Annotated in this window: 10 protein-coding genes and 2 pseudogenes; 2 read left to right on the top strand and 10 right to left on the bottom strand. The window is 67.5% G+C overall.

Annotation, left to right across the window (positions count from 1 at the left end; translation table 11 throughout):
- The 10 genes and pseudogenes from BLV60_RS33310 to paoA all read right to left on the bottom strand — a co-directional run.
- A pseudogene (locus BLV60_RS33310) lies at positions 1-254 on the bottom strand (superoxide dismutase [Fe]); the annotation flags it as partial.
- A gap of 36 nt (positions 255-290) precedes the next feature.
- Entirely contained in the window at positions 291-959 is a 669-nt protein-coding gene (locus BLV60_RS33315; protein ID WP_093059999.1) for a helix-turn-helix transcriptional regulator, read from the bottom strand.
- 36 nt (positions 960-995) lie between these two features.
- Positions 996-2435 carry an efflux transporter outer membrane subunit gene (locus BLV60_RS33320; protein ID WP_093060001.1) on the bottom strand — a complete coding sequence of 480 codons (1440 nt, stop codon included), beginning with the start codon at positions 2433-2435 and terminating at the stop codon, positions 996-998.
- Complete coding sequence (locus BLV60_RS33325) at positions 2432-5512, bottom strand: MexW/MexI family multidrug efflux RND transporter permease subunit (protein WP_093060003.1); 3081 nt, start codon at positions 5510-5512, stop codon at positions 2432-2434. Before BLV60_RS33325 ends, BLV60_RS33320 begins: the two co-directional genes overlap by 4 nt.
- On the bottom strand, positions 5509-6618 hold the full coding sequence (locus BLV60_RS33330) for an efflux RND transporter periplasmic adaptor subunit (RefSeq protein ID WP_093060005.1): 1110 nt from the start codon (positions 6616-6618) through the stop codon (positions 5509-5511). The genes BLV60_RS33325 and BLV60_RS33330 overlap by 4 nt, the downstream gene beginning before the upstream one ends.
- 213 nt (positions 6619-6831) lie before the next feature.
- Complete coding sequence (locus BLV60_RS33335) at positions 6832-7719, bottom strand: LysR family transcriptional regulator (RefSeq protein ID WP_093060007.1); 888 nt, start codon at positions 7717-7719, stop codon at positions 6832-6834.
- Positions 7720-7758: 39 nt separating this feature from the next.
- Positions 7759-8469, bottom strand: coding sequence for a cysteine hydrolase family protein (locus tag BLV60_RS33340; RefSeq protein WP_176929083.1), 711 nt, complete (start codon positions 8467-8469; stop codon positions 7759-7761).
- Positions 8470-8600: 131 nt separating this feature from the next.
- Positions 8601-10796, bottom strand: coding sequence for an aldehyde oxidoreductase molybdenum-binding subunit PaoC (gene paoC / locus BLV60_RS33345; RefSeq protein WP_093060011.1), 2196 nt, complete (start codon positions 10794-10796; stop codon positions 8601-8603).
- Between the two features lie 3 nt (positions 10797-10799).
- Positions 10800-11750 (bottom strand): FAD binding domain-containing protein, encoded by a 951-nt coding sequence (locus BLV60_RS33350; protein ID WP_093060013.1) that lies wholly within the window; start codon positions 11748-11750, stop codon positions 10800-10802.
- Positions 11747-12391 (bottom strand): aldehyde dehydrogenase iron-sulfur subunit PaoA, encoded by a 645-nt coding sequence (paoA, locus tag BLV60_RS33355; RefSeq protein WP_093060017.1) that lies wholly within the window; start codon positions 12389-12391, stop codon positions 11747-11749. The genes BLV60_RS33350 and paoA overlap by 4 nt, the downstream gene beginning before the upstream one ends.
- Positions 12392-12528: 137 nt before the next feature.
- Between paoA and BLV60_RS33360 the strand changes: the two genes are divergently transcribed.
- Together BLV60_RS33360 and BLV60_RS33365 are read left to right on the top strand one after the other, a co-directional pair.
- Entirely contained in the window at positions 12529-13500 is a 972-nt protein-coding gene (locus BLV60_RS33360; protein WP_093060015.1) for a LysR family transcriptional regulator, read from the top strand.
- 42 nt (positions 13501-13542) lie between these two features.
- Positions 13543-13802: pseudogene (locus tag BLV60_RS33365) on the top strand (hypothetical protein); the annotation flags it as partial.

Genomic DNA, 13802 nt, shown 5'->3' on the forward strand with positions numbered 1-13802 from the left:
CCTTGGGGCTTCATGCAGTTCCAGAAGAAGGTGTGGTTCCAGATTTGCGCGGCGTTGTTGTAGATGCCGCCGCTGGACTTCTTGATGATCTCTTCAAGCGTGAGCGACTCGAACTCGGTGCCCTTTTGCAGGTTGTTGAGGTTCACCACGTAGGCGTTGTGGTGCTTGCCGTAGTGGTATTCGAGGGTTTCCTGCGAGTACTCGGGTGCCAGCGCATCGAGGGCGTAGGGCAGGGGTGGGAGCTTGTGTTCCATCGTGGTTTCCTTGTGGTGGTTGCTGAAAAAACAGAGTCAGGCATTCGCCTTGGGTTCGACCCGGTAGGCGCACCTTCGCGCGCCCGCCAGCACGTGTTCGACGCGGCTGACGCTCACGTCGGGCCCCAGCACTTCGTCGAAGAGTTGCAGCTCACTGCGGCAGAAGCCCGTGCAGGCCTGCGCCGCGGTGCAGATGGGGCAGTGGTTCTCGATGAATAGAAAACCCTTGCCCTGTTCGTCGGGCCGGAACTCGGCCATGTAGCCCTCGCGGCTGCGGATTTCCGCCAGCCGCTCCAGCCGCGCCTTGAGGCTGCGCGCGCCGCGCATGGCCTCGGTGTAGTTGGTGCGCATGGTGGCTTCGCGCGCGCTGATGAGCTGGTCCATGCCCTTCTCGCCGAACACGCTGATGACGGCGCTGATCATCTGTACCGTCATCTCGGCATGCGTGTCGGGAAAGCGCTTGTGGCCCTCGCCCGTGAGCCGCCAGATCTGCGTGGGTCGGCCGCGGCCGCTGGAGCGGCTCTCGGCGTCGACCAGGCCTTCGGTTTCCAGCTTGGCCATCTGCTGGCGCACCGCCTCCACCGTGACGTTCAGCACCTTGGCGATGTCGGGAATGCCGAGCGCGCCGCGGGTCTTGAGCGTCGAGAGGATGCGGTCTGCCGGCTGGTGCGGCATCCAGGTGGGCTTGGCATCGGGGGCGGACATGGCGGATTCGGTCGTAGGGAGGAAACAGCGCCATTGTCAGGTGGTTGGCACTCCCTTCGCAGCGGCGGGTGCTTGCCAGCCGCCGCCCAGCGCCTTGTAGAGCGCGACGAGGCTGGTGTACGAGGCGGTTTCCGCCTCGGCCACCGCGTCTTGCGCGCGCAGCAGGGTGCGCTGCGCATCGAGCACGCTCAGGTAGGGCGCGGCCCCTTCGCGGTAGCGCACCTCGGCCAGCTCGGCGGCGCGGCCGCTGCGGGCGGAGGCTTCCACCAGCCGCTGCAGGCGCAACTGGTTCTGGCCGTAGCCGGTAAGGGCGCCTTCCACGTCCTCGATGGCGCGCAGCACGGTCTGCTCGTAGAGCGCGCGGTCGCCTTGGGCGCGGGCCTCGGCGCCACGCACGCGGGCCTTCACCGAACCTAGCCGGAGAGCCGGCCAGCTCACGCCCGGCGTCACGCTGAAGGCGCGGCTCGGCGAACTGCCCAGGTCGGAGCCCCGCAGCGCGACGAAGCCCAGGAAGCCGCCGATGTCGAAGCGCGGATACAGCTCGGCCGTGACCGCACCCACGTCGGCCGTGCTGGCCGCCAGGCCGCGCTCGGCGCGCAGCACGTCGGGCCGGCGGCGCAGCAGTTCGGCCAGGTCGCCGATGGGCAGGCGCTTGTCGAGCACGCGCAGCTGGCGCAGCTGCAGCATCGGCTCCAGCTCGCCGGGGCGCAGGCCGGCCAGCACCGCGACGCGGTAGGCCGACTGCCGGCGTGTGGTTTCGAGCGCAGGCAGCTGGCTTTCGGTGGTTGCCAGGTTGGCCTGCGCGCTTGCCAGATCGCCTTCGAGGCCGCGGCCGGTCTGCACCTGCGCCTCGGTCACGCGCAGGCTCTGGCGCAGGCTGTCGAGCGTGCTGCGCGTCACGGCAATGCGTTGCTCGGCGCCGCGCATCTCGTAGTAGTTGCGCGCCAGCTCGGCCACGGCAACGATGCGCACCTGTTCGAGATCGGCGGCGCTGGCATCGGTGCGCGCGGTCGCTGCCTCGTCGAGCCGCTTCAGGCGGCCGAACAAATCGATTTCCCACGAGGCGTCGAAGCCCGCGCGGCTGCTCTGCGACAGCGAACGCACATCAGGCTGCGTGCCGCTGTTGCCTTGCGCAATGCTGCGCGTCTTGCTCGCACCGGCGGTAACGACCGGCAGCCGGTCGAGCTCCGCCTCGGTCTGCGTAGCGCGCGCTTCGAGCAGCCGGGCCTGGGCGATGCGGATGTCGTGGTTCTCGGCCAGTGCGCGGTCGATCAGCGCATCGAGTTGCGGATCGTCGAGCTGGCGCCACCAGTCGCGCTGCACGGCGTCGTCGGCGAACAGCGAGCGCTCGGGCGCAGTGATGGCAACGGGTGCGTCGGCCGGCGCCTTGTAGTCCGGCCCGACCGCGCAGCCGGCCAGCACCAGCAGGCTCAACGCAAAGGGCGCGGTGTATGAGAAGAGTCGGTTCATGGTCATGCTCCTTCGGCCAGCGCATCGAGTTCAGCCGTGCGCCGCGAGCGGCCCGCCGCGCGGTGGTCGCGCGCCAGCAGCGTGTACATGGTGGGCAGCACGAACAGGGTGAACAGCGTGCCCACCAGCATGCCGACCACGATCACCAGGCCGATGCTGAAGCGGCTGTTGGCGCCCGCGCCGCTCGCGAACAACAGCGGCACCAGGCCCACGACCATCGCGGCGGTTGTCATCAGAATGGGGCGCAGCCGTATGCGCGCAGCCTCTTCGATCGATGCGCGCCGGTCGAGGCCCTCGTGCACCTGGATCTCGTTGGCAAACTCCACCATCAGAATGCCGTGCTTGCTGATGAGCCCGATCAGCGTCACAAGCCCGATCTGCGTGTAGATGTTGATGGTGCCGAAGCCCAGCGCCAGCGGCACCAGCGCGCCGCAGATCGACATCGGCACGCTGATCAGGATGATCAGCGGGTCGCGCAGGCTCTCGTACTGCGCGGCCAGCACCAGGTAGATGACGACGATGGCAAACACGAAGGCCATCACCAGTGCCGAGCCCTCCTGCGTGAACTGCCGCGCGTCCGACTGCCAGTCGTAGCTGAAGCCGGCCGGCAGCTTCTTCGCCTCTTCGCTCAGGAAGGCCACCGCGTCGCCCATGGTCACGCCGGGCATCGGAATGGCCTGGAAGGTGGACGCGTTGAGCTGGTTGAACTGCGTGAGCTTGTTGGGCCCCACGCTGGTCGACAACTGCACCAGGTTGGCCAGCGGCACGGGCTGGCCGCTCGCGCTCTTCACGAAGTAGCGCGACAGCGCTTCTGCCGACAGGCGCTGCTCGCGCGGCGACTGCGGAATCACGTCGTACGAGCGGCCGTCCATGCCGAAGCGGTTGACGTAGTTCTCGCCCACCAGCACAGCCAGCGTGTCGCCGATGGACTTCATCGTCACGCCCATGCTGTTGGCCTTGGCGCGGTCCACGCGGATCTCGACCGTGGGGTTGTTGAATTCCAGGTCGCTGTCGACCACGGCGAACTTGCCGCTGTCGCGCGCCGACTTCTTCAGCGCTTCCATCGCCTCGAACACGGTGCGATGGTCGCCCGCGCTGCGAATGACCATCTGCACCGGCAGCCCGCCGGTAGAGCCCGGCAGCGAAGGCAGCTGGAACGCGAAGACGCTGCTGCCTTCCACGTCATTCATGCGGCCCTGCGTGTCGCCCTGGATCTGGTCTGCATTGCGCTTGCGGTCTTTCCAGTCGGACAGCTGCACGCCGCCGATGCTGTTCGACACGCCGTCCGAGCCGTTGATGAGCCAGCGGCCGGTGTTCTCGGGCAGAGTGGCAAACACCTCGTCCCACTTCTTGCCGAACTTCTCGACGTAGTCGATGTTCGCGTGCTGCGGCGACTTGATGGCCGTGAGCACCATGGCCTGGTCTTCACCCGGGGCCAGCTCGCGCTGCGCCGCGTTGTAGAGGAAGGGCAGGCTCACCAGCACCAGCGCCGCGAACGCGCCGGTCACCCAGCGGTGGTGCAGCGACACGTCGAGCAGCCGGCCATAGCCCGTGGCGAGCCGGTGGAAGAAGGCCTCGGCAGCGCGCGCCATGCGGCTGCCTGCGGTGTCCTGCGGCAGCAGGAACGAGCTCATCACCGGCGACAACGTGAGCGCGATCACGCCCGACACCACCACCGCACCCGCCAGCGTGAAGGCGAACTCCTTGAAGAGCGAACCGGTGAGCCCACCCATGAGCCCGATGGGTGCGTACACCGCAGCGAGCGTGAGCGTCATCGCGATCACCGGGCCGGCCACTTCGCGCGCGCCGATCAACGCGGCCTGCACGCGCGACTTGCCTTCCTCGATGTGGCGGTGCACGTTCTCCACCACCACGATGGCGTCGTCCACCACCAGCCCGATGGCCAGCACCATCGCCAGCAGCGTCAGCAGGTTGATGCTGAAGCCGAACAGCAGCATCAGCGCGGCGGCGCCCAGCATCGACAGCGGAATCGTCACCACCGGAATGAGCACCGCGCGGATCGAGCCCAGGCACAGGAAGATCACGATCACCACGATGGCGATGGCTTCGAGCAGCGTGTGCCGTACCTCGTCGATGGAGGCCTCGATGAAGCGCGCCAGCTCGAAGGGCAACTGCACTTCAACGCCCGGGGGCAGGTTCTGCTTGATGCCGGGCAGCAGCTCGCGGATGCGCTTCACGATCACCAGCGGGTTGCCGTTGGGCGCCGCCTGCAGGCCGAGGTAGATGGCGGGCACGCCGTCCATCGTCGCGCTGCTGTCGGCGCTTGCAGCGCCCAGCTCCACCGTGGCCACGTCGCCCAGGCGCACGATGGCGTCGCCGTCTCGCTTGACCACCATGTCGCGGAACTCGGCCACGTTCACCAGGTCGGTGTTCACGCGGATGTTCGACACCACGTACAGGCCCTTCACCTGCCCGGGCGCGGCCTGCACGTTGTTCTGGCGCAGCGCGTCGGCCAGTTCGCCGGCCGAGATGCCGCGCGCGGCCATGCGGTTGGGGTCGAGCCACACGCGCATGGCGAGCGTCTGCCCGCCCGACACCTCGACGCCCGATACGCCGGTGATGGAAGCGAACTGCGGCTGCACCACGCGCGAGAGGTAGTCGGTGAGTGCCGGCATCGGCATCGTCTTGCTCGAGAAGCCGACGTAGGCCACCGCGGTGGCCTCGCCCGACGATTTGAGGATGACCGGGTCGAAGGCCTCGGCCGGCAACCGGTACTTCACCTGGCTGACCTGCGCCATGGCTTGCGTGAGCGCCTGGTTGGCATCGGCGTTGAGCTTCATGCGCACGCTGATCACGCTGCGGCCCAGCGTGGAAGACGACGAGAGGTAGTCGACGTTCTCGATGGTCGCCACCGCCTGCGCGATCGGCTGCGTGACGAAGCCCTGCATCAGCTCCGGCGAAGCGCCGGGGTACTGCGTGGTGATGGTGAGCGTGGTGCTCTCGGTCAGCGGGTACTGCCGCACCGGCAGGTCGCCCAGCGCACGCGCGCCGAGCAGCAGGATGAGCGTGCTCACCACCAGCGCCAGCACGGGGCGGCGCACGAAGAGGTCGGTGAACTTCATGACTTCGATTCCTGCGCGACGGCCAGCGTGTCTTTTGCAGTCGGCATCACGGCGGCGCCGGTGTACAGGCGCAGCTGGCCGGAGGTGACGACCTTGTCGCCGGGCATCAGGCCCTTCTCGATGACGACCAGGCCGTCCTGCCGCTCGCCGGCTTTCACGAATACCTGCTGCGCCGTGAAGCCGTCGCCTTTTTCGGCGGGCCGCACCACGAAGACCGAGTCGCCGTGCGTGCTGTAGGTGATGGCCGTCTCGGGCACGGTGATGGCGTCGGCACGCGCGGGCAGCGCGACCTTGCCGTTGACGAACATGCCTGGCGTGAGCGCGCCATCGGCGTTGTCGATGGTGGCCTGCAGGCGCACCGTGCGCGTGTCGCTGCCGATCTGCGGCTCGATGGTGCTGAGCCGTCCCTGGAACACGCGCCCCGGATAGGCGTCGACCGAGAGCGCCACCTGCTGGTTGCGCTTGAGCACGGGCAGCGCTGTTTCGGGCAGCGTGAGGTTGGCGAACAGCGTGCGGCTGTCGGTGAGCGACACCAGCGCATCGCCGGCCCGCACGAACTGGCCGAGGTTGACGCGGCGGATGCCGAGCACGCCGTCGAACGGCGCCTTGATGCGCTTCTGCTCCAGCAGCGCCTGCACGCGCCGCAGATCGCCGCTGGCCTGGTCGAAGGCGGCCTGCGCCTGTTCGAGCTGTTCCTGCGTGGCCGCCTGCTGCGGCACCAGGCGGCGCGTGCGGTCGAGCAGTGCCTTGGCATTGGCGCGCTGGGCCGTCAGGCGCTCCAGGTCGCCCTGCTCGGGTGCGTCGTTGAGCTGCACCAGCAGCTGCCCCGCGCGCACTTCGCCGCCGGGCGTGAAGAGAATCTTCGCGACGCGGCCTTCCACTTCCGCCGGCACTTCGACCTGCCGGTTGGCCTCCAGCGTGCCGATGCCGCTGAGGAAGCGCGCCACCTCAGTCTTCTGCGCGGTGGCCACCGCCACCTTGGCCGGCGGCCTGCCGCCACCCTCCGCATGCGCCGGCGTGAGCTTCGTGACGAGCCCGTAGCCGGCTCCTCCAATTACCAATGTCGCGAGGCCGGCGCCTAGCCACGCCCTTGATTGCTTGTTCATTACGACGTCCATTATTAATCAAAGAAAGTACTTTGATTATTAAAAGATGCCGGTGGCCTGTCGATGAAGGCGTGGCAATGGCCGTCATAGGCCGGGGCTATTTGTGCAAGGCTGTGCATGTCGAGTTCTCCAGGGTTACGCGGGGATTCCCGCTGACCTGAAGAAGACGCGCCACCCACCCGGGTTGTGACAACCCGGTGCCTTGCTATCTGTCTATCTGTAGTGAGTCGCCATGAAATCGATGAAGGCGCGCACCGCGGGCTGCACGTGCCGCGTGCGCGGATAGAGCGCCGCGTAAGTGCGCTGACCGAGCGTGACCTCCGGCAGAACGCGCACCAGCGCACCTGCTTGAAGATCGGCGCGCACCGTGTGCCATGTCAGCGCCGCAATGCCCAGCCCGCATTTCGCGGCCGAATACAACGCGGTGATCGTGTCGCAAGCGAAGCGCGACTCGGGCCTGAACGTTTGCTGCCGGCCGTCGCGCATGTGCAGGGTCCAGTGCGCAGGGCTTTCCGGCCCGTTGTGCTGCAGGCACTGGTGCTGCGACAGGTCTTCCGGCGTGCGGGGCAGGCCGTGCTCGGCCAGATAGCGTGGCGCGGCGACCAGCACCATGTCGGAGATGGCCAGCGTCCGCGCCATCATCGAGGCATCTTCCAGTTCGGCGCTGATGCGCAGCGCGACGTCGATGCCTTCGGCGACCAGCTTGGTGAAGCGGTCGGTGCAAACGACTTCCAGTCGGATGCCTGCATGCCGCGCCTGGAAGGCCGGCAGCCAGTCGGGCAGCTCCAGCGTCGCGATCGAGAGCGGCATGCTTACCTTCAGTGTTCCCGAGGGCGCCTTGCTATCCGCCGCCGCATCGGCATGGGCCGCATCCAGTCGCGAGAGGATGTCCGTGCAGGCGGCGAGATAGCGATGCCCCGCTTCAGTCAGCGTGATACCGCGCGTGTCGCGCCGCACCAGCTGCGCGCCGAGCGACGCCTCCAGTGCCTGCAACTGACGCGACAGGCTGGAGTGCGTGGTGCCCAGCGACTGCGCCGCCGACGAAAGGCTCTTCGCCTGCGCAATGCGTTGAAAGGCGCGCATCGCCTTCACCTGATCCATGCGCCGCCCTCCTGCGGGTTTCTTAGATTCCTCGCATTTTCAGGCAACCGGCAATGCCAGGATCTGCGCGGTGGTCAGCACCTCGCCGAAGGTGTCTTCGATCTCGGCCAGCGCTGCGCGATGCAGGCTGTCGTGCGAAACGGTGTCGCCGTTCTCGCGGCGGATCGACCGGGTGGCCGTGGCATCGGACGACACCACCACGTCGAAGCCCTGCACAGCGGCGTCGCGGGCCGCACCGGCCACGCATGCGTGGGTCATGAGCCCGGTGATGACGAGGGTCTGCACGCCGGCCGAGCGCAGGCGCTGTGCGATGTCGGTGCTTGCGAACACGCTGACGGTGGTCTTCTGCACGACCGTATCGCGCGCCCTCGGCTGCATGTCTGCGTGGAACTTCACGGTGTCGCCACCTTGGGCGAAGGTCGCGGAGCCTGCCGGTGCCACGTGCTGTATCTGGAACACGGGGAAAGCGTGCCGGTCCGCCCACGCCAGCAGGCGCTTCGTGTGGGTGACGGCATCCGATGCGTCGGCAATGGGCATGCGGCCGGTGAAGTATTCGTTCTGGAAGTCGATCACCAGCAAGGCAGTGGCCTTGCCGTTCAATTGCTGCAGAGGTTTGGCACCCGACATGGCGCGGAGGGTCGGCGTCGGTGCGGGGGAAGACGCGGGTGCGGCAGCGGAAGTGCCGACGATGCTGGCCGCGCAGGGCACGGCCAATACGCTCATGAGTCCGCGGCGAGAGAGTCCTGACATGGTTGCTGTTCCTGGAAGAGATTCATCAAAAGTGATGAGGAAGTCTAGGAACGGCAGCGGACAGCGACTAGGCCGGCACGGCGACAAGTGTTGTGCGGCTTGTGCACACCGCCGCCGGACGCGGATGCAATTCAAGCCGCGTCAGGCATCCGGCTGATGAGCTTGTCCAGCGTGATCGGATAGTCGCGCACCCGTATGCCCGTGGCGTTGTGGATCGCGTTCGCCACCGCCGCACCCACGCCGCAGATGCCGAGTTCACCGACGCCCTTGGCCTTCATCGGCGAAGAGATCGGATCGGTCTCGTCCAGGAAGATCACTTCCTGGTGCGGGATGTCGGCATGCACCGGTACCTCGTAGCCGGCCAGGTCGTGGTTGACGAAGAAGCCCAGGCGCTCGTCCACGGCGAGCTCTTCCATGAGCGCGGCTCCTACCCCCATGGTCATCGCGCCGATGACCTGGCTGCGCGCCGACTTGGGGTTGAGGATCCGGCCCGCGGCGCAGACGGCGAGCATGCGCCGCACCCGTATCTCGGCCGTGAATGCGTCGACCCCGACTTCCACGAAGTGCGCGCCGAAGGTGGACTGCTGGTACTGCTTGTCGAGGTTGCCAAACTCCAGCACGTCTTCCGCGACGATGCTCTCGCCGGCCGCGATACCGGCGAGCGGCACGCTGCGGCCACCGGCGCGCACCATGCCGTCCGCGAAAACGGCGCCGGCGGAGTCAAGGCCCGCCCGCTGCGCGACGGCCTCCCGCAGCTTGGTGCAAGCAGCGTAGACACCAGCCGTCGAGCAGTTGGCGCCCCATTGCCCGCCCGAGCCGGCGGACGCGGGAAAGTGCGAATCGCCGAGCCGCACGACCACGCGTTCGAGCGGCACGCCCATCATCTCGGCGGCCGTCTGCGCAATGATCGTGTAGCTGCCGGTGCCGATGTCCGTCATGTCGGTCTCGACCGTCACAACGCCGCGCGCATCCAATGCCACGCGCGCAGCCGACTTCATCACCTGGTTGTTGCGGAACGCCGCCGCCACGCCCATGCCGACAAGCCATCGGCCGTCGCGCACGAGGCCGGGCCGCGCGCTGCGCTTGTTCCATCCGAAGCGCTCGGCACCCGTGCGCAAACACTCGATGAGGCGGCGCTGCGAGAACGGACGGCTCGGGTTGGCCGGGTCTACCTGCGTGTCGTTCAGCACACGGAATTCGATGGGGTCGATGCCCAGTTGCTGCGAGATTTCGTCGACGGCAATCTCCAGCGCCATCAGCCCCGGCGCCTCGCCCGGTGCGCGCATCGCGTTGCCTTCGGGCAGGTCGAGCAGAGCCAGCCGGGTGCCGGTGAGCCGGTGTTCGCCCGCGTAGAGCAGGCGCGTCTGCTGCACTGCGTTCTCGGGCTTGCCGTCCACCAGGTTGCCGGACCAGCTTTCATGGCCGATGGCGGTGATCTTTCCCTGCGCGGTGGCGCCGATGCGGATGCGCTGGATCGTCGCGGGCCGGTGCGTGGTGTTGTTGGCGATCAGCGGGCGCTGCAGCGCGACCTTGACCGGCCGGCGCGCAATGCGCGCGCCCAGCGCCGCCAGCAGCGTGTCCGCCCGCAGGAACAGCTTGCCGCCGAAGCCGCCGCCGATGTAGGGCGACATGAGGTGGACCTTGTCCTTGGGCATGTCCAGCGTCTTCGCGAGTTCGCCGGTGGTCCAGTCGATCATCTGGTTCGAGGTCCACACGGTGAGCCTGTCTCCATCCCACGCGGCGATGGTGGCTTGCGGCTCCATCATCGCGTGCGAGTGGTCGGGCGTGGTGTAGGTCTGGTCCAGCCGCACCTCGGCCTTGGTGAATGCGCTGGCGAAGTCGCCGACGGTGTTGTCGCGGTTGATCGTTTTCTTGTCCGTAGCAGCCTTCGCATCCGCGAGGCCGAAGCTGCCTTCGGCGCGTGCGTACTTCACCTGCACGAGCTGCGCCGCGGCGCGCGCCTGCTCGAAGGTCTGCGCCACGACGAGCGCAACGGCCTGGTGGTAGTGGTCGATGACGGGGCCGCCGAGCAGCCGGGCCGTGTTGAAGTTGCCCTTGCCCAGCTTGCCTGCGTTCTCGTGGGTGACGATGGCGATCACGCCGGGCGCGGCCTTCGCGCGGCTCAGGTCGATCGAAACGATCCGGCCCTTGGCAATGGCCGATCCGACGATGTAGCCGTAGGCCTGGTTGGGCACCACGTCATGCCGCTCGTATGCATAGGGCGCAGTGCCCGTGGTCTTGAGCGGACCGTCGATGCGGTCCACCGGCTGGCCGATCACCTTCAGCTGGTCGATGGGGTTGGTGGTGGCGGGGGTGTCGAACTTCATCGCTCAGCTCCTGGCTTGCGTCAGCACCGCATCGAGCGTGCGCTCGACCAGCGACACCTTGAAGGCGTTCTGTGAAGTGGGCTTGGCGCCGGCAAGCAATGCCGCGGTCACGGCCCTGGCGCCGCGAGGCATCTCGGCCTCCGCCGCCTCGACGCGCCACGGTTTATGTGCGACGCCGCCCACCGCAATGCGAGCACTGCCGTCGCGCTGCACGATCGCACCTACCGAAACCAGCGCGAAGGCATAGGAGGCCCGGTCGCGCACCTTCTGATAGATGTGCCTGCCGCCCACCGGAGCGGGGAGCTTGACCGACGTGACCAGCTCGCCGGGGGCCAGCGATGTTTCAACATGCGGCGTAGCGCCGGGCAGCTTGTGGAAGTCGGCGATGGGGATGGTGCGCCGCGAGCCGTCGGCGCGGATGGTCTCCACCGCCGCATCGAGCGCGCGCATCGCGACGGCCATGTCGCTGGGATGTGTCGCGATGCATGCATCGCTCGTGCCCACGATCGCATGCTGCCGGGTGTATCCGCCGATGGCCGAGCATCCGCTGCCGGGCTGGCGTTTGTTGCAGGCCTGGTTGGTGTCGTAGAAGTAGGGGCAGCGCGTTCGCTGCAGCAGGTTGCCCGCGGTCGTTGCCTTGTTGCGCAGCTGGCCCGATGCGCCGGCGAGCAGGGCGCGCGACAGCAAACCGTGGTCGCGCCGCACGCGGCTGTCGGCGGCAAGATCGGTGTTGCGCACCAGCGCGCCGATGCGCAGGCCACCGTCTGGCGTGCTTTCGATCTTGTCGAAGCCCAGGCCGTTGACGTCGATCAGGTGAGCGGGCGTCTCTATCTCCAGCTTCATGAGGTCGAGCAGGTTGGTGCCGCCCGCGATGAAGCGCACACCCGGCACCCTTGCCGCCTTCATGACGGCTTCCGTCGGCGAAGACACGCGCTCGTAGGTGAAGGACTTCATGCCGTTCTCCCCGCGGCCACTTCGGTGATCGCATCGACGATGTTGCTGTAGGCCCCGCATCGACAGATGTTGCCGCTCATGCGCTCGCGCAGTTCCACCATCGTTACCTGGGGTCTGGCCGTCAGGTCGGCACTCACGTGGCTGGGGATGCCTTCGCGAATCTCGTTCAGCACGGAGACGGCGGAGCAGATCTGCCCCGGCGTGCAGTAGCCGCACTGGTAGCCGTCGTGCTTCACGAAGGCAGCCTGCATCGGATGCAGCGCGCCCGGCTTGCCCAGGCCTTCGATGGTGGTGACCTTGGCGCCTTCGTGCATCACCGCCAGCGTCAGGCACGAGTTGATGCGGCGGCCCTCCACCATCACGGTGCAGGCGCCGCATTGGCCGTGGTCGCATCCTTTCTTGGTGCCGGTCAGGTGCAGGTGCTCGCGCAGCGCATCGAGCAGGGTGGTGCGGTTGTCCAGCGTCAGGACGTGCGTCTTGCCATTCACTTCAATGGTCGTCTTCGACAGGCCGGAGAGCTTTGGCGCGGGTGTCGTCGCCGCGTTGGCCGCGGGAGCCTCCGCGACCACTGCCGCCGAAGCGGCCCCGGCAATCAGCAGATCGCGCCTGGAGATGGTGGTGGGTTCGTCGGGGGTATTCATGCCGTGCCGCGTGCCTTTCATCTCGAACAACTGCAATCCGCCAATGTAGGCCGGTACCCCCGGGCCGAACTAGGCGGAACGGCCTTGATGCACTGACAAGTTGCTCTTGATAATCGACGGCCACACTGGAGGCCTTTATGCCTATCAATGAACTGCGTTCCATCGCCACATTCGCCAGGACGGCCGAACTCGGCAGCCTGCGACAGGCCGCCGCGGCGCAAGGGATGACGCCGCAAGCCGCCAGCCAGGCCCTGGCCCAGCTGGAGCAGCACTTGGGTGTGCGGTTGTTCCATCGCACCACGCGCAGCATGGCGCTCACCGACGAGGGGCGGCAGTTTCTGGAAGCCGCGCAGCCCGCGCTGCTCGGCCTGCAGCGCGCCCTGCACATGGCGCGCCGGGCAACCGACGAGATTGCCGGGCCGCTGCGCATCGTGGGGCCGCGATCGACCTTCGCTCCTGTGTTCTGGCCCCTGCTCGACGAGTTCTGCAGGCTTTACCCTGAAGTGCAGCCCGACGTGCAACTGGACGACCGCATCGGCAACTGGGTGGAAGACCGGGTCGACGTGGGTTTTCGCGTCGGCCCGTCGCCGGCCGAGGGCGTCATTGCGCGAAGGCTGTTCGGCCTCCAGCTCATCGTCTGCGCGGCCCCGTCGTACCTGGACCGCCATGGCGCGCCCGACAGCCTGAACGCGCTGGCTGCGCATCGCTGCAGCGGCTTCCGTCTCCCGAGCACGGGCAAGGTCATGCCCTGGTACGTGAAGGTCGGGGAGGATGTCGTCGAGCATCACATCGTTCCGGCACTGTGCGTCAACGACGAAGCGTTGGAAACCGAAGCGGTGCTGGCCGGGCATGTCATCGGTTCGATGACCAGCGTGAGCGCCAGCGCGCACATCCGGGCCGGGCGGCTGATACCGCTGCTGAGCGAGCACGCCGCCGACCGTTCGGCCGTGTTCGTCTACTACGGAAGCCGCGCGGCCCAGCCCGCGCGCGCCAAGGCATTCATCGACCTGGCCATCGAGCGGCTGACCAACAACCCCGCATACCTGCTGACGGCGGAAGAACTGCGCTCCGCGGAATCCGCAGGGCGGCTTGCGCATGCACGTCGTTAGGGTGAGTCGACATTTAATCCGATGCGCTAACCTGTGCCGCCGATGAACGACGTTTCCCGCCCTGATCCCGACGCCCTGCTGGCCCAACTGCGAAACGACGAAGCGCGCGCACTGCGCGGCAAGCTGCGCATCTACTTCGGCGCCAGTGCCGGTGTCGGCAAGACCTGGGCGATGCTGAGCGCCGCGCAGCGCGAGCGCGCCACCGGGCGCGACGTGCTCATCGGCGTGGTTGAGACCCACGGCCGCACCGAAACCGCCGCGCTGCTCACGGGGCTGGAGGCGCTGCCGCTGCGCGAGCTGGA

The organism is Variovorax sp. YR634, from assembly GCF_900106655.1.
GTDB lineage: Bacteria > Pseudomonadota > Gammaproteobacteria > Burkholderiales > Burkholderiaceae_C > Variovorax.

What these genes read in the sequence shown, in the direction of transcription:
- BLV60_RS33315 (WP_093059999.1), bottom strand. Translation starts at nt 959, where the DNA reads ATGTCCGCCCCCGATGCCAAGCCCACCTGGATGCCGCACCAGCCGGCA.
- BLV60_RS33320 (WP_093060001.1), bottom strand. Translation starts at nt 2,435, where the DNA reads ATGACCATGAACCGACTCTTCTCATACACCGCGCCCTTTGCGTTGAGC.
- BLV60_RS33325 (WP_093060003.1), bottom strand. Translation starts at nt 5,512, where the DNA reads ATGAAGTTCACCGACCTCTTCGTGCGCCGCCCCGTGCTGGCGCTGGTG.
- BLV60_RS33330 (WP_093060005.1), bottom strand. Translation starts at nt 6,618, where the DNA reads ATGAACAAGCAATCAAGGGCGTGGCTAGGCGCCGGCCTCGCGACATTG.
- BLV60_RS33335 (WP_093060007.1), bottom strand. Translation starts at nt 7,719, where the DNA reads ATGGATCAGGTGAAGGCGATGCGCGCCTTTCAACGCATTGCGCAGGCG.
- BLV60_RS33340 (WP_176929083.1), bottom strand. Translation starts at nt 8,469, where the DNA reads ATGTCAGGACTCTCTCGCCGCGGACTCATGAGCGTATTGGCCGTGCCC.
- paoC (WP_093060011.1), bottom strand. Translation starts at nt 10,796, where the DNA reads ATGAAGTTCGACACCCCCGCCACCACCAACCCCATCGACCAGCTGAAG.
- BLV60_RS33350 (WP_093060013.1), bottom strand. Translation starts at nt 11,750, where the DNA reads ATGAAGTCCTTCACCTACGAGCGCGTGTCTTCGCCGACGGAAGCCGTC.
- paoA (WP_093060017.1), bottom strand. Translation starts at nt 12,391, where the DNA reads ATGAATACCCCCGACGAACCCACCACCATCTCCAGGCGCGATCTGCTG.
- BLV60_RS33360 (WP_093060015.1), top strand. Translation starts at nt 12,529, where the DNA reads ATGCCTATCAATGAACTGCGTTCCATCGCCACATTCGCCAGGACGGCC.